Annotated in this window: 23 protein-coding genes; all 23 read right to left on the bottom strand. The window is 51.0% G+C overall.

Annotated features, from left to right (window positions below; all coding sequences use genetic code 11):
• Nucleotides 1-650 precede the first annotated feature (650 nt).
• Entirely contained in the window at nt 651-1,142 is a 492-nt protein-coding gene (locus KOO63_03670) for a hypothetical protein (protein MBU8920940.1), read from the bottom strand.
• Nucleotides 1,139-1,879, bottom strand: a complete 741-nt coding sequence (locus tag KOO63_03665; GenBank protein MBU8920939.1) for a TIGR04255 family protein — start codon at nt 1,877-1,879, stop codon at nt 1,139-1,141. Before KOO63_03665 ends, KOO63_03670 begins: the two co-directional genes overlap by 4 nt.
• Nucleotides 1,880-2,097: 218 nt before the next feature.
• Nucleotides 2,098-2,997: an HNH endonuclease gene (locus KOO63_03660; protein MBU8920938.1), complete on the bottom strand. Its 900-nt coding sequence runs from the start codon at nt 2,995-2,997 to the stop codon at nt 2,098-2,100.
• Nucleotides 2,998-3,025: 28 nt separating this feature from the next.
• Nucleotides 3,026-3,550 (bottom strand): hypothetical protein, encoded by a 525-nt coding sequence (locus KOO63_03655; protein MBU8920937.1) that lies wholly within the window; start codon nt 3,548-3,550, stop codon nt 3,026-3,028.
• A 160-nt stretch (nt 3,551-3,710) separates the two neighbouring features.
• Nucleotides 3,711-4,520 carry a GIY-YIG nuclease family protein gene (locus tag KOO63_03650; GenBank protein ID MBU8920936.1) on the bottom strand — a complete coding sequence of 270 codons (810 nt, stop codon included), beginning with the start codon at nt 4,518-4,520 and terminating at the stop codon, nt 3,711-3,713.
• 109 nt (nt 4,521-4,629) lie between these two features.
• Nucleotides 4,630-5,145, bottom strand: coding sequence for a hypothetical protein (locus tag KOO63_03645; protein MBU8920935.1), 516 nt, complete (start codon nt 5,143-5,145; stop codon nt 4,630-4,632).
• A gap of 146 nt (nt 5,146-5,291) precedes the next feature.
• Nucleotides 5,292-5,939 carry a hypothetical protein gene (locus KOO63_03640; protein MBU8920934.1) on the bottom strand — a complete coding sequence of 216 codons (648 nt, stop codon included), beginning with the start codon at nt 5,937-5,939 and terminating at the stop codon, nt 5,292-5,294.
• Nucleotides 5,940-6,433: 494 nt separating this feature from the next.
• Complete coding sequence (locus KOO63_03635) at nt 6,434-6,832, bottom strand: hypothetical protein (protein MBU8920933.1); 399 nt, start codon at nt 6,830-6,832, stop codon at nt 6,434-6,436.
• A 523-nt stretch (nt 6,833-7,355) separates the two neighbouring features.
• Nucleotides 7,356-8,585 (bottom strand): hypothetical protein, encoded by a 1,230-nt coding sequence (locus KOO63_03630; GenBank protein MBU8920932.1) that lies wholly within the window; start codon nt 8,583-8,585, stop codon nt 7,356-7,358.
• 107 nt (nt 8,586-8,692) lie between these two features.
• Nucleotides 8,693-9,463, bottom strand: a complete 771-nt coding sequence (locus tag KOO63_03625) for a DUF3825 domain-containing protein (GenBank protein ID MBU8920931.1) — start codon at nt 9,461-9,463, stop codon at nt 8,693-8,695.
• A 134-nt stretch (nt 9,464-9,597) separates the two neighbouring features.
• Nucleotides 9,598-10,059, bottom strand: a complete 462-nt coding sequence (locus KOO63_03620) for a hypothetical protein (protein MBU8920930.1) — start codon at nt 10,057-10,059, stop codon at nt 9,598-9,600.
• Nucleotides 10,060-10,241: 182 nt separating this feature from the next.
• Nucleotides 10,242-11,075: a type I restriction enzyme HsdR N-terminal domain-containing protein gene (locus KOO63_03615; GenBank protein ID MBU8920929.1), complete on the bottom strand. Its 834-nt coding sequence runs from the start codon at nt 11,073-11,075 to the stop codon at nt 10,242-10,244.
• A complete protein-coding gene (locus KOO63_03610; GenBank protein MBU8920928.1) occupies nt 11,047-11,802 on the bottom strand; it encodes an ion transporter in 756 nt (251 codons plus the stop codon). The genes KOO63_03615 and KOO63_03610 overlap by 29 nt, the downstream gene beginning before the upstream one ends.
• 526 nt (nt 11,803-12,328) lie before the next feature.
• Nucleotides 12,329-12,832: a hypothetical protein gene (locus tag KOO63_03605; protein MBU8920927.1), complete on the bottom strand. Its 504-nt coding sequence runs from the start codon at nt 12,830-12,832 to the stop codon at nt 12,329-12,331.
• Nucleotides 12,833-12,881: 49 nt separating this feature from the next.
• Nucleotides 12,882-13,112, bottom strand: coding sequence for a hypothetical protein (locus KOO63_03600; GenBank protein MBU8920926.1), 231 nt, complete (start codon nt 13,110-13,112; stop codon nt 12,882-12,884).
• An 89-nt stretch (nt 13,113-13,201) separates the two neighbouring features.
• Nucleotides 13,202-13,609: a hypothetical protein gene (locus tag KOO63_03595; GenBank protein ID MBU8920925.1), complete on the bottom strand. Its 408-nt coding sequence runs from the start codon at nt 13,607-13,609 to the stop codon at nt 13,202-13,204.
• Nucleotides 13,606-15,183: a recombinase family protein gene (locus tag KOO63_03590; GenBank protein MBU8920924.1), complete on the bottom strand. Its 1,578-nt coding sequence runs from the start codon at nt 15,181-15,183 to the stop codon at nt 13,606-13,608. The genes KOO63_03595 and KOO63_03590 overlap by 4 nt, the downstream gene beginning before the upstream one ends.
• Nucleotides 15,161-15,346 carry a hypothetical protein gene (locus tag KOO63_03585; protein MBU8920923.1) on the bottom strand — a complete coding sequence of 62 codons (186 nt, stop codon included), beginning with the start codon at nt 15,344-15,346 and terminating at the stop codon, nt 15,161-15,163. Before KOO63_03585 ends, KOO63_03590 begins: the two co-directional genes overlap by 23 nt.
• Entirely contained in the window at nt 15,346-15,837 is a 492-nt protein-coding gene (locus tag KOO63_03580; GenBank protein ID MBU8920922.1) for a DUF2924 domain-containing protein, read from the bottom strand. Before KOO63_03580 ends, KOO63_03585 begins: the two co-directional genes overlap by 1 nt.
• The gene (locus KOO63_03575; protein MBU8920921.1) at nt 15,830-16,066 is read right to left on the bottom strand and encodes a hypothetical protein; all 237 of its coding nucleotides are present in this window, start codon (nt 16,064-16,066) and stop codon (nt 15,830-15,832) included. The genes KOO63_03580 and KOO63_03575 overlap by 8 nt, the downstream gene beginning before the upstream one ends.
• On the bottom strand, nt 16,063-16,377 hold the full coding sequence (locus tag KOO63_03570) for a SpoVG family protein (GenBank protein MBU8920920.1): 315 nt from the start codon (nt 16,375-16,377) through the stop codon (nt 16,063-16,065). The genes KOO63_03575 and KOO63_03570 overlap by 4 nt, the downstream gene beginning before the upstream one ends.
• 181 nt (nt 16,378-16,558) lie before the next feature.
• Nucleotides 16,559-18,766, bottom strand: a complete 2,208-nt coding sequence (locus KOO63_03565; GenBank protein MBU8920919.1) for a bifunctional DNA primase/polymerase — start codon at nt 18,764-18,766, stop codon at nt 16,559-16,561.
• Nucleotides 18,767-18,974: 208 nt separating this feature from the next.
• The coding region (locus KOO63_03560) for a hypothetical protein (GenBank protein ID MBU8920918.1) at nt 18,975-19,776 on the bottom strand (802 nt) is incomplete at its 5' end.

Here is a 19,776-nt window from a genome sequence, read left to right as displayed (position 1 = left end):
TCCTCGGAGAGTCTGAAGGATTGGGATTAGCTAGCGCGAAGCGGTTTCGTTCAACAGCCAGGCAACGCCGCGAAGTAGAAAACGTGAGTGCTCGTGGACCAAAAATTGGGTTTCAGAGCTGTATCGCCAGCTCTCGTTTAGATTTCGGATGGATGCTAGTGCCTTGAATGCGACCGTGATTTTGTTGTGGTTATTGTCCGAACCATTACTTGGCGGATTGCTTAAGTTCGTTTCCTGTACCCCCACGCTAGTACAGGGTTAGTTTGGCAAACTTCGCCAAGTGTTCTGAAATAGCCATTTTAGAAGGTTTGTCTGCTGGCCATCCTACGACATTTGTGTGACCCGGAAGAGGCTTGTTGTCCGTTTCTAGACGTAGTTTTTTTTCTAAAAATTTTGACGCGATCGTACTTGCATGTCCATACAGATTATTGGGCGTATCGGCAACTACGGAATCGCCGATCTCACGGATTCTGTTCTTATCAAATCCGTCCGTCCTATACGTCGACAATTCGTCTAGATTGTTGTCTTTGTTTGTTCTTGGCATGAATGCCTGCTTTCTTACAGACGTGTCGCTCGTCCGTATCCAGGCACTATGCAGTACGTACCGGGTAATCGGCTCTTCCGGCTCAGCGTCCGTTTCAAATATCCGCTCACACATTACTATACAGCCTTTGGATTAGAATGATAAATGCTCGAGGAAATAGGCCAGCAAACTCTTCGACACCGTACGAGGAGCTCTTTCCGAACAATCCAGCGTAGTTCAGCAAGCCCGCGGCGTTGATACTGATCGAAAAGACGCGGCCGGGAGAATCGTACCATTCGAAATTAATATCTCCATCGGGGTCGGCGCAAATGTCAGGCATTGGGAAAGAACTAGGTATTGTAGAAGCAAACGCAATCGCATGTGCAACTGTTTCGCGGGTTACAGGTTCGGCACCATAGCCATCCCAACCTTCCGTAAAAGCGTCTAAGTAGGTTTTGACGATTTCTTGGGACAATAGGCATCCACCAATCAAAGCACTGGTGTCGCTACAGCCAAAAGCCCTTGAGGGAAAAACGGATTGTTGAGATTCCTCACTGTAGGCTTTGCTACCGGTAGCCGGTGAAGTCCCCATGAATGGTTCGACAAGTGCAGACTTCATTCAAACATCCCCAAGGTTTTTTCAGTTAGCGTATTGAAGAAAATTCTGTTCTTTAGTTCGTGCAGGTCGTTTAACGTGGCTTCTATGTCCCCAAATTCAATGTCCGATTGCTTAAAAGCATCTATGTCTACAATCACAGCAGTCCTGTCTGCATTTATGTCGGGCTCTATCTTCTGTGTAAAAACAGCCGAGCATCCTGAATCGGTATCGTGAAGTACCGCCCTATACGCGAATTCAGAAATAACATTCGGAATATTCTCGGGTATACTCGGAGGCATCTCCAAGTACTCGCTAAAATCTGTAGTTAAAGCTGGTACACTAAACCGATTGATATATCGAGTAGCAACTCTGCTGAGTTCGACGGGTGATGTTAGATCGTGATACGCCGTCCAAAGTTCCATTGCGCTAGGAAGGAGTTCTTCCCACTTCCTGTATGGTGCCAGCCTATTGCGCGTATATCCGTTCAGCCGAAACTGAACGAGATCTTTTTCGTCGGGTGATACGAACATGTATCCCTTAATGCCCTTGTTCCTGATCTCGCCTGCTTGAATGTCGTTAGGAACTACTTGAAATTTACTCTCGAACTCGAACTGGGTGCGCAAGCCTGGAAAATCTGAAGCTAGTAGATCTTTCGCACTATACAGGGCTTCAGCCGGAAAACCGTCTGGAAGTGCGACGCGAACATCTATAATCGCCTCTACGATGGGCGCGTTCTCTAAGTGACGCGGCTCAGCCATGCGAATTCCACCTTTTTGTTAGATGAGGTAAGGCGACTTAATTTTCGCACGAGAGTCCTTCCTCGTACACCACAAAAGGCGTCAGTGTTCCAAAAACGAATCACTAAATGCCTAAACAGCAGCGAGAGCTTGAAAGCCTGGACTTGCTTTCCTTTTTCCGACATCTCGAATGGGCTGAACCGGATGTCGGAAATACACGGGCAAGATCAGACAAAGGGCTATGAATACCATTGTAGTACAACAAGCATTGCTTCTTTGTTGTTCAAAACTGTTTCGACCAATTTCTCATGAAATCTGACAGCCCTCTCAAGCACTTCAGGCCGAAAGAAAACGAGGTGAGAATCCTCGCCCTTGGCCGAGTTGCACTTCCTGCAAAGTACGACCAGATTGGCCTTAATAGTCTCTTTGTTCTTGGTAAATAGTAAAAAATTCCCGCCCTCATTCTTAGGAATTCCAAAGTGGTCAAACGTCAAATCATTGCGGAGCCCACAGTTAATGCACTTGTTCTCCGCGATTCTGAGGATATCGGAGGACAGGTCATTTCTTACATAGTTCTCTAATTTGTTCCCTCGTTTGTAGTCCACCTTTCTTATTATGAACTCGTGTCGGTTGTAGTCTAGCTCTCCCGCTACCGACAATGAATCGTTCCGAAAGCGATCCGATTCTTTTCTTGCCACTCTTTCCCAATCTTCAGTTTCAGCTCGGCTACGCAGTGCCTGGCGCAACTTTCTTTCATGTTCGCGCACAGCCTTGATATCACGTTGAACGGTGATGAGGTCTCCTGCGGTCTGATATAAGAAGCCGTTGACTTGCCTTCTTTCTTTATACAGCCGCTTTACGTTCCCGTCACTTTTGTTTATTAATATCTTTTTCCAAAGCGGCATATTGCGAAGAAATGTTTCCGCTTCGTCGGAAATCTCGTTTCTCTTTTTCTTAAATATCGCATGTTCGTGCTCAAGCTGAGTACATTCCTTTAGGAGTATATCCAGAGGCTTGTAACGCTCTAGGCAGCCGCGAAAGTAACATACCCGGCATTGGCGGAATTGAAATATCTGTTTTTCGCAGGTGGCGCACTTGTAATATTTCCTGCGGTTTTTTCTGATATGACCCAGATCCATGGAAGAACCCTTCCTTGACGTACGAGACTCATTTGTGAGGCCGTTCAGCAGCATTCTTTGAGGCAAGCTGGATTGCCCCGCTATCTGACGTTTTTCCGCATAACAGCCAGATTTCTTCAAATGGATGATTCTTGGGCACAGCTATAGAATCTTGGTAAAGAGAGAAGTCATCGAAATCCATTAACAGGAATCCGGATCGGACCAGAAGCCAAACTGGAGATTTGTCATATGTCTTTCCGGCTTTCTTCTTGAGCAATATGTTTAAAGGCCCGATAACGCGTTGGTCAAAAGAAATCATGGCATTGGCGTTGTGTACCCTTGGATCTGGTGCGCTTTTGCCTTCACGTCCGAGAGCCATCTTCGCGTCTGTTTCAGTTCCATAGACATGGGCCACCTCGACAAACAGATCTGATTTGTCGAGGTGGCAAAGTGCATCTGGGCTTGGAGGCTTAAGCAATTCCACAAATTGCAGAGCACCTCGATTGGCCTTGGCTGTAAAAAGCTTTGCAAATTCGAGTACCGCCCATCGTTCCAATTCCTCTTTTTCAGCCATGTGCGTCCTTGTAATTTGAGATTGCGGATCCGAGCATTGTTGTCCTTACCATCTATTCTAGCCGATGAAATTGTAGCATAACGGCAACTGGACTTGCCCGCCTATTCCCGACATCTCGAATGTACGCTACCGCCTATCTGAACCTGGCCTTGAGGTCGTTCTAGTTCGCGTTGTAGCCGAATTTGCGACTTGCGAGGACTTCCTTCCAGAACGACTCGCGCTCAAGAACGTACTCGTCGGACGTCCGCGAATCCGCAACCTCTAGCAGTGAATACTGGAAGTGTTCGACGTAACGAGGTCCCTTATCTTTGAGCACCCGCTTCAGATCCTTGTTCCCACCGTGTCCGGTCTTCACGTAGCTGCCCCACCGCTGCCATAGGCCATCGCTACCAGTTGCGCTGCCAACGTAGAGACGACCGGTTTTCAGATCCGTGATGATGTACACGCCTTTCATATTTGAAAGAGCCCCACGCCAGGTGTCGAGATTCTGTTCGATGATGATTTTGAGCTTCGCGTAGGAGACACAAACCTCCTGGTAGCCGGGAAAATCCTGGATTGTCATAGGCTGGGGACGGATTTCGCATACATGGAAGGGGCCGCCGTCAGGCTTGCCAATCAAGTACGCGGCTCTACCGGACCTCTTATGCTCGACGATTACGCGCCCGATCAGATCATCCTGACCGGCAAGCAATTCCGTCGAATACCGTACCCTCTTCCCCTCCTGTGGGTTAAAACCAAGCACTCGGTAGACGCCCGCGAACAGCCCGCGTGAGCCCTCCACGTGAATCAACCCAACGACCATGTCGCGGCTGAAGTTTTTGCCGTTCTGGTTCTCTTGCCACTCTTTGAACTTGCCATCGTAGAAGGCGTCTAGAGGTAGCCAGTCCGAGCCGGTAGCCAAATGGACCTTGTAACTGAGGAGGTTCAGCGGAACCTTGCAGGCGATTAGGAAATCGGTGAGTTTGATCATCAGTCGGACCTCGGGTTCATATGAAACAACTCTCTTAGTAGCCTACTGCGAAACGAGAACTACCAAAACACGCGTACACGACGAGCCAATTGTCAATTTGCTTGCTTTGTCATGCGCCGGTTGGTTTGAACTTGTACACTTCTGGAAGCACTTTGCGAAAATTTCCCTGTTGTCCAGACCCAGGAAAAGGAATGGATACACCGCGATTAAGCACATTAAACCCATCGGCCTCTAATCTCGGTCCAAGCAATTGACAGATGTTGGCCTTGATCAGAACGAAGTCAATTGTATTGGAGGCACCAAGGGCTCTGAGGTCTTCCACTAGATTATCATAATTTCTCAATATTGCAGCCTCGCGAGTTTTGCCCCTCAACTCATTGACGGGTTCATAGGTAGCATCCACTAGGAAGTGCCCCGTTCGGGAGAAATACTCCAGTCCATCTCGTTTTGTTTCGGGTTCAAAATCTAGCAAGTCCATCATCGCGGAAAATAGTTGCTCGTGAATTGAGCCGTCCGGATCGTAAAAATACTTCCCGGACGCGGGGGGTGATTCAAGAATAAATACTGTCTGTATTCTGGGCGGGCGATAACGATTTCTTAGCCGGAGGTAATCTTTCTTCTCCATCTGAAAAGCTCCCCTCCTTCGCGAAATGGGCTTGCCTGCCTTTGCGATATCTTGAGTGGGCTACGGATCACCTGAACCTGGCCCTGAGGTGTCTACAAAACCAGGGGAAGTCCAACAGCCGCCATCTCGATAGCCACAGTTGTAGTTTACCGGTACAGGCACTTAATCGTTCCCCAGCTTGTTGGGGTGGTGGAGACAACGTTGTCGCCAATAAAATTCGCACGGAAAATATATACTGAGGTTGCGTACCCCCCATGTAGCCAGAAAGTAATTGGTTCTAGGAAAGGCATGGGCGTTGTTCCAGGTTCGGCGTATTCGAGGTATTCACCCGTCCCCAGATCTTCGATTCGGGCTTTCCACTGGTATTCACCAGACAGCGGGGTGGAAAATGTAAGCCGGATATGATTGGCAATGGCGTAGGGGATTTCCCCGATGTATTGGCCCATCGCCCACAAGTCATAAGCTAGATAGTTGCTGGTATCTATCCGGGCGTAGAGACAGACTTGGCCATAATTGTCGATGATTTTGATTTCCTGATCGGACCTCCAGCCGACTGAGAAACGGATATCGGCCACGATTCCTTCGCATATCCCTTCCACAGCTATAGTGGCCGAACCCGACGATCCAGCGTCAGTGTATTCATGCCCTGTCCCAATTCTGTCGGGGTAAAGTGTAAGGTCCCCTGCAAGGACCCAATCTTCGGAGTCAAAGGGTCGGCCCCCCTCCCCAATTAGAACATCGGCCAGGGCGGAAGTGGCAGTGAACAGGCAAGCTAAAACGAACACGAATCTCATGGCGACCCCTTGGTTGGATATAGGCAAGTGATATTGGAGCATTGTAGCACGTTTGGGGGGCCAACTTCAATTGACCTGGGCCTGCCCGTGGACTTTCTCTTTCAAGCCGACAGGGGGCAACGTGGGCGGGTTGATGCAAAGGTTGAATCCCTCCGGACTACTCCGAGTCATCTTTGGTGGGGAACCACTCGATGTTTGACGTTTTCCGGCTCGTGTTCCCATTCCAATTCCTTGGCCAATCGATCCAGCTCCCTTGATCAGGTATATGTGTTCCATGGGAGACTTGGGCTGCGCCAATGCATTTGTGAGGATCGTGGATCGGAGTAAACTCAACTCTGGCAGCCGTGTGAATGTAGTAGAGACAAATTTGTCTTTTGGAGTTCACGCGGCAGGCAAGGCGGCAAAGCTTTCCTTTTTTCATGTCTCGTCCTCCTGTCAAATTACCCGGTTGATTTGTCGAAATAACCAAAGGTCGGCTTCTGGCCGTATCCATGTCAGTTTGGGCTGTGATCCCTCGATATTTTCCGTATCAAAGATGAAAGGAGTTCTAGGGCGATTCGGTCATAGACTTCCCACTCCTCCCTAGGGGTTCCGCAAGAATGGGCGTAAGCGTTTCGCGCGTAACGCAGATGGGCGAGTAGCCCGTAGTAGCGGCGTTCCAAGCTGTAGCGGTCAGCGATTGCTCCCCAGTTGCCTTTGAGCACCCACAGGGCCTCAGCTAGATCCATCTGGGCGATGTACCGGGGGCCTAGCCGCCAGGCACAGTCTTGGTTCCGGTGGGAGAGGTGAGGCAAGACGAACTGAGTCCACCAATTCGGCCCCATGTCTTCGAGCTCCGATTGGATGAACGGGCGGATGACAGAGAGAGCTTCGATCTGCATTTGGGTGTTCATGACTATCTCCTTCAACTCGGGCATAGTTCGCAGCGACGTTCTTGTCGCCCACGCAGTAATCATATGCGGATTCGGGAAAAAACCAAAGCGAAAAGTGCCGTAAGTCGTTACAAGGGAAACAGTTGCCGAAATTTTTGTAAAAACGAAAGTAATATTTTTGTTGAAACGTAATTGAAATAAATAGAATACAAATCAGAAACCAGCTGATCCCTTTGAGCAAGGTGTTGGCAATCCTGACTTTGTCGAAATTTGAGTCGAGTAATTGGGGTTCAAGCATGACGAGTAGAGGTGGATATTGCAACAGTCGATTTCGTTGGTTTCCCTGAGTCCAACATTCGAATGCCTTTTTTTTCTGAGTTGGAGGAAAACCTTTCCCGGAGAGGACGCGGCCAATAATCCTTTCTTTCAAGGCCCGAATTCTAGCTAAAGCAGCCCTGGGTTTTCCTGCCTTGCCCCTTCATGTTCAAGCCGACAGGGGGCAACGTGGGCGGGGTGGGGCGAGGATTTGGAGCGGCGTTTACAATTAGTCGAGTTCTTCTGCTGGAACCTGCCACCATTTTCCGCGTTTCCGGTCAACCCGGTGCTTAAAAATTTCCGTACCATACTCTTCCGATGAAGACTGGTCTTCGAGCACTTGCGCTTTATTCCATCTAGTTACCTGTTCCACTATCTGTGCTTCGTGATCTGGAGTCATCCGGTCCATTGGTGACCGCGTATTTCTCCAATCCCCACAATGCCGGTCCCAAAGGTCCGAGATGAGAAAGGAGCTCTCCTTGGGTGGGCGGGATGCGAAAGCGGAAATACCTTTGGCTTTTACATCATCAGGGAATTTGTCAAAGTATTGATCAACCTGGTCCAAACCTTTCTTGAAGTCATAGCCCCACAGAAACTCCTGGTCCTCACGCAAAAAGAGGGGTGCGCAACGCCGGTGGAGCTTGTCTGAAGACGTGAAGATTGTTGCGAATGGCAGGTAGAAAAGGTACGCCATATCGACAACGTTCGATACACGCTCCTTAGATATGAGGCTCGCCGCGGTGCAGAAGTAGAAGAATACGAGCACAGAGAGCACGAAAGCCGTATATGGTGCAGTCACCGAAAATGGAATACGGCCGAGGTGTCGCCACCGTTGGCCCGCAGCAACGCACACCGGGGCTGGGACACCGATGAATCGGTTTACTAGGGTCAAACAATCCCCAACGTGCTGGGGATCGCTGACGAAGGCATCCGCATTTGCTTTGGCTGTTTCTAGGTCGCGAATCTGTTCCGGAACCGGCGCAATTGTCCTGATCGCATCCTGAATCGAAACCAGATCGATGGACGCAAGGTGTTTGCGCCAGGCCTTTGCCGCGAGCCTCTCGGCTTGGAGGAATTCGCCTTGATGCCAACGAGAGAAAGCAATTGCCTCGGGGGGCTCTTCGTGAATCACTCCGGTTTGGTTACCGGAAGAAACCGCAGTTCCTCCACGAATAATCACTCGACCACTCATCTCAACCGGTGATTTGTTCAGTTCGCCCTCACAGAGATGGATGTGATATGCATTGGGGTTCCCAGAAACTTGAGGGGTTTTGCGGGCAAGTGCACCGACGGCTGCTTCGGGGGTGCTCCCGGATTTGACTGTTTTTTCCAGATCAGCAAGGGCTTCAATAAAAAAGACGGGGGCGATATTGGGATAGAAGAAATGATCGAACCAGACCGCTTCGTCGATATTCAAAGATTGTAGAAACGATTTGTCGAAAAGGACTACCGGCCCCATTTCAGTTTCCTATGCTCTTTCCAAAGCTAGCTCTCCTCCGCAACCCCAATTGGCGCGACAACGCCATGGGCGAGGGGTGGGGTGGCCTGGTGCAAGCTCTTCAGACATCATGGGACAAGCCAATCTCGATCTGGTCGAGCTAGTTGCCGTGCGTTGCTATATGCCATGTCCAATGTAAGACAGGTTGATGCTCTGTAAAATTCGCCGTGATTGACAGCCACAACCGCGAGTTCGGCTGTCGCCGGATTTCCTAGACATAAAGGCAGCAATAACTGCACGTTTCTCTTGTAGTATTGCGGTATAGCCGTTTTGTAGTTCCGCTTAACGCGCTCTAAGGCGTTGTCGATTGCTCCCTTTAAAAACGTTTGAAGAGCGTAGTTGTCCATAGAGCGATAAGGCTCCGGAAACCGGTCCTTGTTGTCCGCAACAATATGTTCAACATTTACTCGTAGTTCCTTCTTTGTGTCGAAAACCAAGGAACTTGGATTGTCATAGTAGTCCGCCATTTCCGGCAACGATGCGAACCTAGTTAGCTCATGCTCTCCCTTGCGACGCCAGCCAACAAAGAACCAATTTTGCTGTGCGGAATCGTGCCGGTTTGTGACACAAAACGCAAATATTGACTCCTGGTTTGGCGTCACCAAACCCGTATTGAATGCTAGCGATTGGCCGTCTGCGGCAAGTTCGATTTTATCTTCTTCAGCTAAACGAGTAAAAGTGTATTGTAAATAATTGTACAGAATCGGTTTGTGATGTTCTGTGGTCGTTTTCTGATAGTCCCAGCTTTCCGGTTCTGCCAAATCGGCGAGTTCATCTAGCTTTGTGTCCATGTCTGAGATGAATACCAGGTCAAATAATCGTTCTGGCCAAGTGGTCACTTTGCTCTCCTTTTCTCCCGCTTAGAAATGATGTCTAGACATTATGACTTCCCCAATAGCGGCTGGCCCCCGGTTGACAAGGGGAGTCCTCATAAGTGTTATACACCGCCTTCAACCCAGAAAGCCGTTACGCCCTATCCGGCTTTTTCTAATCTATCGAGTTCTGCGCTTGCGGACCTGCGCTCCATTTCGTCCTTTACTGCCTTCGAGATGCATTTCTTCCCTACAGGGTTAAAGTAGGTTCCTAGGGACTTGGCGAGTACCACCGCAACAGGGATGTTGATGATCGTAACAAACTGAATTGCGATTTGGATGATGTTCACCACGGCCAATACGATACCAAAAGGGATGTATATGATCGTCGTAATTATTGAGAGTACTCGCCATACGCCGCCGGTGCGCTTCCCAATTTCACCACCCTTGACCATGCTTTTTGAGAACGGAGCCATTAAAAACTTGGCGTGTTCAAAAAGCCCGAATGCAATGGGTGCTCCGATAATCGTAATCAAAAAAACAAGCCCAATTAGCCACGTTAAAGCCGCCTGAACAAACCCAAGAAACGGAAAATGCCACAGAATATTGCCGAGCGTCTTCATTACTTCCCCTTATAAGTTATCAGTGAAATAGACCGAAGGATTTACAAATATCGCCCAGAGACATCTCCTTTCTGTATGTATAACGTCGGCTTCACCTGTAAAGCTGTTTGCGCAGACCGACTACATTACCCACTGCCCACTGCGAAAATGCTAAGGGCGACCGAGCGGAATTGAGATCCGGTCTACGTGATCTCACGATCGGGCAACTCGTCAAGCCCTTCAGCTGACCCACCAGTCGGTTCTGCTTGAGCCGGTTTAGGGGCTAATTTCTTCTTTTGCCTCGCCTGAGCTGCTGCAGCCTTCTTAACCTGCTTCTGGGCACGTTGTGCGTCTTCTCCATCGAGGACGTCGCGCTTCAGAACATCCGGAAACATCTCGGAGATTTCTTCGTCAGCGATCTTTGTGCCAGGCGCAAGCTTCTTAAGCTCACGGCGAAGGACACCAATGATGGGCTCGGACTGGATCAGGGCAGCAATTACAAATCGATTCAGACTAGAAACTTTCGTGTGATAGTCCTCGATCGCATCCTTCGAAAGACCTTCCTTACAAAGCAGGAACAGCTTGTCTTGATCTCCGGAGTTTCTCGCCGAAAGATCCAGTAGATTGAATTCGCACACAAGTTCCGTCGATATCGGTTGTTCGAATCTGATCTTGTATATCTCCCAATTGGTTCCGTTGGTCAGGACAATCCAAGGGATGCCCTCGCTTGCCCCGTAGCCGACGGCTTGGCGTAGGTGGTTGCTATTCAGCGAGAGGCCAATGGCTTTTACCTCAATGAGGAATTTGATCTCTCCGCCAACTTTGACAGCTAGATCACAGAAGGTTCCGCGAATAGCCAGCTCGCTTGTTATCTCGCTGTACTTGTCGTAACCAAAAACCTCAGCAAGTAGGTCGGTGACAATCGTGACGGTGTCAGATTCATTCACGTCCCGGTCTTTCGCAGCCTGGAGAATCTTCTGGAATCGAGGTGCGGATTTCGTGATCCGGTCAATCACCTTTTTGGGGATGCGAGCCATTGTTTCTATCTCCTTCCAATAAACATTTCAGGTCTTGGATTTCTAGTCGCAAACGGCCAATCTCAACCATCATTTCGGTATCGCGTTTTTCGTCCTCATGCTGTTCCTCTTCCAAAAAAAATGAAGCAACGCTTGCTGTGAACGTTCCGAATACGGCAACACCGGCGGTAATCAGCAAAGCAGTGATTACGCGGCCCTCAGTCGATGCAGGATAGAAATCGCCATATTCACCCGTCACAAGAGTGAACAGACACCACCACGCAGCATCTCGTGGCGAGAGTGCGGGTTCGACGCTCACGATAGCGATTACCGATACCAGCAGGAGCACGAAAGACCCGAGAATGACCGCGCCAAACGTGCTCTTTGCGCGGTGTAGGACAATCACCCCAAGCAGATGGCGTCCGGCTCGAGCTCCACGAAGTACACGAATTATTCGTGCGATCCTCACGACTCTTGCAATGCGGAACATCGGGAGCATCGGGATGCTGGACACGAGGTCGAGCCAGCCCCACTTGAGGTATGCACTGCGGGGGGAGGATTTGAAAAGCTGTACGAAAAAGTCAGTGAGGAATACGACACAAATAACCAGGTCAACAATTTCAAGAATTCGGCTGGTTTCCGGATTCAGGTGTGCGAAAGTCTGAACGGTGAGAAGGGCCAGAGCGAGAACGCTCAGGACAAGTATGAAGTATTGCCAGATTCCTAGGTTGGACTTAGGTCGATTCATTTTCGTCGCGCCAGACTGGGGCGGTCGCAGGTTGAAAAAAGCGTCAAAATATCCTCTAATAAAGTGTTGGATATTCTACTACAAGAGAGGATACCGTAATGATGTTCTAAAGTCGAGATCCAATTCTGCCCTCGCCCTCGACACCCGGCAATGGCTAATCCCAGCACGTCTCCGCTTCACCAGGGAGCATTTCCGAGCCGCACACGGGACAGGGGCCAGGATGAGTCCATACCCTAAACCGGTGGTTGGGGTCTTTTGGGCAGCAGTATCCCGTAGGTTCGGCTCGCGGATCTGACTTGCTCAGTTCTTTGGATGATTCCTTGGCCGGGGCGTCGATCAATTTCTTGCAGTCTTTGCATGAGATCGTCACCAGGACCGCACGGAATCCAATCCCTACTCCTCCGCAAACTTCAGCTGAATAGCCACACTTCGGGCACTTGAATTCGCTCAGCACTCCCATCAGGCCCAACCTCCTTCAACTGAAATCTAGAATCGAACAACACGATGACAACGTTGACATCTCCAACTAGATCGGCGGCATAGGCAGACCGCTCTCGAACCCCGCTGTCGTCGGAAGCCATCTCGGATCAGGATCATCATACCAATCGGCGTAAGCGATGGGCAGAGAGCCTTGGCGAGCCAGCTCAAGCATGGTCACGTACCAAGCGACGTATTCAGGGTCAGCTCCGGTTGCGTTCTCCAAAATCTCTGGAAATCGCTGCTCGAACTTATCGGCAAGTCGGTCTGGTGTGTCCTCTTGAGCGTCCTCCCAATCGAAGAACCGGTTCCCTGCGGCCGAAGTGTAGTGGACGGTATCTTCGTAGAACTCAATGGTTTTCGCGCCGTGATCCGGCCGGATGTTTCCACGGTGGGTCACAGAACACCGCCACGACATACCAGACGGCGACATGCCCGGCGCAACACGAAGGTGTTCGTATCCTCGCTCGTGAAGAATACCGACCATCTCAAGAACGGCGAGAGCGTTTTTCATAACATCGGAATCCTGTCGGTCATCTCGCGCCATAGTCATCCTCCCGAGTGGTTGCACGGCTTTCAGCCGAAACGTAAGTGTGCTGATTCTAGTCCTCCTCGACGCGTTCGCCTGGCCTGAGTACCTCACAGCTCTTAGCGAGGTCTTCGAGGAAATTGTGGCCTTCGACAAAAAGAGCATTGCTACAATCCATGACCCAATACCGTCCGTACTCCATGACCGCTCGCTCGTTCCTTTGTATGCTCAGATAATAGCCGTCCCTGTTCAGTGATCTTCTGACACGAGCGAGTGCGGCATTTCGGCTGACAGTGGCTCCCATTGTAATCCTCCTAGTTCGAGACCAAAGCAAACTCAGTTCTTCATGTCTATCGCATTGGCTAGCGAGCACGGCATCGTTGAGTTCTAGGTTTACCCTCCACATCTTGGAATGTTCATTCGTTGGGCCAGAATTCCTTGGTGATTCACAATCCACTCCTCTTGCTCTGGCCAGTAGCGAATTGTTGACAGCTCTCGAAGTGCATGAGATCCCATGGACAACGAGCCGTCGAGAATGCCCTCCTGGATGGACGGGGCGAGCAGCGTGAGGTCCAGGATCTGCGAGACCCGAGCCCTTGAGATTCCTGCGGCGTCTGCTATCGACGCGATGTCCTTCACCTCACCTGAGTCGACCAGTGAGTGGATATGGTAAGCGAGGGCCAGCTGTCGGGCTTTCTCGCTCACCACGGCCGCTGGGGCCATCTCCGAGGAGTCTGGAACGCTGGATGGCTCCTCTCGAGCTGACCCACCACCTGGATCAAAATTGAATTCCACTCTCATGCTGATCCCCCCTTCTCTCCTACGAGTTCCTGCGCGAGTGTCAGGATTCCCGTATCCCGATAGGTGATTGCGATCTTGCCTGCTGCACCGTCAAAGTCGATCCGCTCAATGAGCAGGTGGATGAGACGTGTTTTCTCGAGCGGAAACAGATGCTCCCAGACCGGAGAGAACTGAGTTAGTGCATTGGCAAGTTGGTCCTCGTCCACAGTTGTATTGTCGACATGGCCCAACTCGCGATCGATCTCGGCCAGTCGATGATTAAGCGTCTCAGTTTGCCCTTCAAGTGCATGGAGCCTGTCTACAATGGATGGCACGGCCACTTTCCCTGATCCTAGGGTCGCGACGAGATTGTCTATCTCACGGTTGGCCTTCGTCAGTTGACTGCGGAGACGCTTTCTCTCTTCGGTGAGTTCAGGGCGGCAATCCAGGATTGCTTTGTGAACCTGGCGAACGGTCTCTTTCTGAAGGGACGGGTCGCTCCCGATTGCCGCGATTCGCTCGGTGACAAAAGCTTCGATCTTCGATGCTGAAACCGACGGGCGCGGGCAGGTGTGCCAACCGTTTCGATTGGCGGCTGCGCATGTCATGTACCGGTAAGCTCTATCTCCACGGCGCGTAACCGAGGGGTTCATGACGGCACAGCAGGCTTCGCAATAGACGAGGCCGCGAAGAATAAATTCATGCTTGTTCCGCGTCGATGCTCCGTTGTTGCGGCAGTTCTCCTTGAGTAACTCCTGGACGTCATCCCAGGTCTGCTGGTCGATGGTCGCGTCGTGTAGGCCGAGATAGGTCTTGCTCTTGTGTCGTATTTTTCCCACATAAAGGGGGTTGGTCAGGACGTGGTGAACTGTGGTTTTTGTCCACCGCTTGTCTCCCCAAATCTTGCCGGTCTTGGTTTCGTGCCGCTTGGTGCGCCAGCCTCTACGGTTCAGTTCCTCGGCGACAGCAGAGAGAGACATGAGCTTCAAGTACAGTTTGAATATCGAGCGCACTACGTCGGCAGTATCTGGATCAATGACCAGTTTTCCTCCGTCAGGGTGAACCAGAAATCCGAGAGGAACTAGTCCGCCACACCACATCCCCGCACGTTTCGAGGCAGCAATTTTCTCCTTCGTTCGAAGCGAAATTACGTCCCGCTCAAATTGTGCGAACGACGCCATTATGGACCGCATTACTTGCCCCGATGGCTCAGAGGTGTCTATCTGTTCGCTAACTGAGACGAAGGAAACATTCCGTTGGTCAAGATGACCGATCAGGTTGTGGAAATCCCGTGTGCTTCTGCTGATCCTGTCAAATCGATAAACGACGATCGTATCGATCTGTCCAGCGTCCACATCCGCAAGCAGTTTCTTCAGTCCAGGACGGTCCAAGGTAGTGCCGGAGAATCCAGGATCGGCATACACCTCTGACAAACAACACCAACCTTTTCCTTCTTGAGACAGGATATAGGATTCACAATATGATTTTTGGCTGTCCAAGGACGTGAAGGCCCCACTGAGCTGTCCGGGTGTACTGACTCGCGTGTAGACAGCGCACCTGATGGTTTGATTCCTAGTCCTTCTCGCGGCACTCACCACAGCATCCGTTCGTCTTGGGCTTTTCCTTTTTGCATTCGACCAGTTCCACCAAGAGTCCGAGTATGTCGTTCAGTCGATGGAGCTCCCTTGCTATGTTGGGGACAGTCACTTGATAGAATTCACGGCCGACTCGGGTCTCGAAAAACTGAGGAACGCTCATTATTTGCTCCCGTGGTTGAGTCGGAAAAACGTGAAACCATTGACTTGAGAATTGCAGATGGCATTTGCCACTGACGAGAGAGATTTGAAGGGACGATTTTCGAAGGTGAAGCCATCCTCCATTATTTCCACGGAATACTCGGTACCCCTGAAGGTCCTTGTGAGGACCGTCCCGGGATGGGGCAGCCGTGGGTCGCGCCTATTCCCGTTGCTCCCCCTGGACGGCTTCTGGGCGTTCGTGGGACGAGAGCTGAACCAAGTGTCGGGCGACGTGCCCTTGAGCTCTGACTGCAGAACATCAAGCTGTTCCTTGGCCCCCTCGCCCAGCCCTCCGAAGTGCTGCTCTTGAATCAGCCAGGCAAGTCGCTTGATCAGAAACTTGCGGTGGGATTGACGGCATGAGCGTCCCGTCAGCTCCTCCATGCGGCGGCGAAGATCGGGAACGCTCTGCCGGTGCAGTTCTGCAATCTGGGCAGTGATCGAATCAGCCATCGGTCGCACTCCTCTCGGTCGAGTTGATTCTGTTAACCGTAGGATCCGACCTATGCAGCGTGGGGGCCGGACTATCCAGTCCGAATAGGCTGAGATCATCAGAATGATTAGGCTCAATGCCATCAGTCTTTTGAAATCGTCTGGACTCGGCGTGAGCGCGGAGATACCCATTCGCGAGGATCGCCGCGATCTCGACAAGCTGCTCGTTCCTGCCACTAGAGCGCGTCATTTCGCTTGTGTGCTTCCGTCGGCTGCTGCCTTGGCCAGTGAGGCCAGGCGAGTTAGGACGGCATCCTGAACGGCTTGGGAAGCCTCAACGGAGATGGGATGGAAGTACTGGTGGCTGTCTCCAGCGATCGTCCGCTTGGCCGGGTACGTTAGAAACAACGAACCATCACGTGACCGGCGGATGGCGATGTTGTCGAGCTTCACTGCGCCAGAGATGACGCAAGACGCCCAGGCCAGAAGACCGTCGGTGCCATCATCAACAACGCGGACCTTTACGTCGGTGATCGGGATTACGAGGTGTTTGCAGTTCATCGGTTCTTCTCCTTGGTCCTGGTAATTGAAAATGTGAAACACAGGGACCAGTCGGGGTCGTCGCCGGACCTTGTTTCAAATCCAAATTCACAGTTCACAAGTTCACGGGGTGTATCCTCGGGGACGCCTCCTATGTGTTTGTTTTGTTTGTTGTGAATTAGTGAAGTTGGGTATAGAGAGATCATAAGGGCCCTTTCATGGGACTCTTTTGGGCTTTTTGAGCAGAATCCTGTTTCACGGTAAATTGGTTGATTGGGGCGTGAATTTGTGAACTTGGGCCGATGAATTCGTAGAAGGTGGGGCGTTTCCCGTTCGAACTTGGCTCCCCTTGTCGAATTTGGATCGTTTCGCATTCAGCGAGATCTGACGCGACCTGCCGACAGGTTTGACCGTCGAGCTTCGTGTATCGCATGACATAGGAATGTGGAACGCTGGTGGTGTCCGGGTGCTTCTCCAGATATGAGCGCATTGTGTTGAGGAATTTGTTACGCTTGCGTTCGTTCTCGTTTGTCGAAATCGAGAATCCCGCTTTGGCGATCAATTGAGCTGTGTAATGGTCGATGACTTCGCAGGCCCATTCGATATCCAGGGACGTTATAGATTGTATATGGACCCCTTCCCTGCTTGCGGTGCGGATCAGGGCCAACCGGGCAGCTTTCTCTGCAGCCCGATTCCAGAGTGTTGCCTGTAGTTCGTCATTAGATGACTGAGCTTTGCCGTGGCAAAGGACACGGTACTTCTCCCACAGCGCGCTGGCTTGGTCGCTGCATGGAATAGCTCGAGGGGTATTGCTCTCACTACCTTCATTATCTGCTGCCATGTCCAAAGTTTCCCACTGCCGTATTTGTTCGATTATCTCTGATGGCACAGGACGGGACTTCGGGGCCGGAGACACGAGTAGACCCGGAGAAATGACCGGACACAGGAGGCGGCCGAATAAGCCACCTCTGATCATCTGCTGATTGATCGTGTCGAAGAATTCGCTAGGGATAGCCGATGCGTAAAGAGTCAGATGGGGCCAGGAAACGTTAACAGGGTCCCGGAGTTTGTCTTTGTGCTTGGCTACGATACGCCCCGTGTACAACCGTTTGCCGCTGAGCAATTCCTTTAGAATTGGTTCGGGGGAAAATTGAGCCTGCCGAGTATCGGCCATGTCACGAAACATGTGCATGGCCTCGTCGATCATCAGGAGCATTTTGGGCTCCTTGTCGAGCCAGTCTTCAAGGCCCTGCCCGGAGGCGAGCTTCCGAACGATTGTCGAGCCCATATCGGTGCGCGAGAATATCTCGCCTAAAACATCTTGGGGTTTTTCTTTGCCAGACGCAGACGGTGCCAGCACAGCGATCCCAATGCCGGGGTTGAGGCCAGTTTCGGTGACAATTCTCCGGCCGCTTGTGTGAGCAACGGCGACGATACCAGCCAAGAACGCGAGTTCCGGGTTGTGAACTGTCGATTGGGCGTTGATATGGGTGGCGATGTCTCCAGCTAGGCCGTCGATATCCACCAGCCGGTCCGGTAACGAGCCCGGGTCAGGATGTTCAACCGTGGTCTCTTGCTGTTCGTTGGGTTCGAATTTTCCCGCGCTCTTGGCGATTGTCTCCAACTCGTGGTTTTCAATGTGTGGTTGGCAACGTGTTCTGTTGTGGTGCCGAAGCAGTTCCAATATTTCTTCAACGCTATGGCCGAACCCTCGCCACTTTGCTGCCAGTCGGAACAAAGTATTATTGCGCTGACCTTCGGGGATAGGACCCTCCAGCGGGACGGGCCCTGGGTTGGACTCTGTTTTCTCGTTCGCAAGCATTCCTACAATGAATTCAGGAACGTCGGGCAATTGATTGGGCGGGACATCGAGTGGCTGTCCGCCGCGCCATTCGTAGCTCCCATCTTTTCGTTTCGTGGGCGGAACCATCAAGAACCCACTGTCCGCCCTTACATCCACACCTGGTGCCAGCTTTCCCACTGAGTTCTTTATGGAGTGATCAGCAGAAGCACGGAAGTAGAAATGTGATCCTCCGCCAGGGGTCTCCACGGTTGGAGCACCAGAGAGATCCATTACATGTTCCGGGTCTTCGGGAAAGGGGTTGGCTGATCCGTCTTTCAGTTCATCGATATCAATGACGACTAGGCCAGTGGTAACGATCCCGAGGCCAGTGGCAGCAGGATTCTGGTCAAAGAGTTGATCGAGTTCTTCATGGGTGAGTGGCTTGCTCTGGTACCCCTTCCAGGGGATGGCTGGTCTTTTTTGGTTGGAGATTGCGGGTAACGGCGTGTATCCGAGTTCGAGAAGGCGATGGGCTTCTTCGCGAACCTGGTTTATGAGTGGGTTCGCAGCCCGACAACGAGTTTGAGGCTTAGAATTGAGGTCTGTATTCCAAGAATCGGTTCGCATGGACAGATCTCACAGGGCAGAGGTACAAAGGAATTACCTGAAAGCAGTTCAGGCAGTTTTTCAAAGCCAACACTTCGTTCTGAGCTAGAAGATGAGGTGCAGTTTTTGCCGCTCCTTTCACCAGCCTTCGTCGAACGTAATGTGTTTTGATTGGGAGCGTAAGATGACCTAAGAGGTCTGATGTAATAAGACGGATTTGGTCAGGGGGTCAAATCAGTATTGGCCGATATTTGCGGTCCGGGGATTCCCAGGTATCAATCGCCATTGGGAGCGGAAAGGAGAGTGAAGTATTTTTTGGGGCTTTGATGCCCGATACGGGCTCCCATTTCCACACTTCCAAGTAGCCAGTATCGACCAGAGCCACAGAATCATAGGTCATTTCAGTATTATGTAACTGACCACCCCGATACAAGATAGTGCTGATGTACCAGCAATTGTTTGACCCATTTTTCCGTCTTTCTTTGCGACGGTTTCCTACATCACGGGCCCAACGGTAGACTGTTTGATCGGAAACATCAGAATACTTCTGGGACCAAGTCGTTGTGTCTCGCTGTGGGATAGAAACCCCGCTATAGGAGTTCAGTATTTCCATCCACGATTTCATGATTTTTTGCCAGCTCATATATGGTTTTTCAATTTTCACGTTTCTCCGGAGGTTCCGAGACTCTTCCGCACTGGATTGGAATGCACAGGCAACTTCGGAGAGATAGTGGGTTCTGCTGGGGACAAGAAAACGGCGAATCCAGTGGTTGAAGAAATTCTTGGCCGGAATTTTGTCTCCAACCAAGTACCAGCGATAAAACTCTTCATTCTTTAGATGCCATAAGAAGCGGTTGATGTCCTTGAAGCGGAACCCAGGTAGAAAATTCGACGCAATGTTTCTTTCAACGTTTTCCTGTAGCAGTTCGACAAGTGAGCGATTCTTGAGGATTTCGTCGAAGTTAAGGTATCGATATGGGTATTCCGGCTGAACTCGGCCACCAATTCCGGCAACACTCGGCCACTGATTC

The sequence above is a fragment of the Candidatus Latescibacterota bacterium genome (genome assembly GCA_019038625.1).
Lineage (GTDB): Bacteria > Krumholzibacteriota > Krumholzibacteriia > Krumholzibacteriales > Krumholzibacteriaceae > JAGLYV01.
The sequence above is the reverse complement of the archived record's forward strand: the minus strand, read 5'-3'. Positions and strand labels throughout refer to the sequence as shown.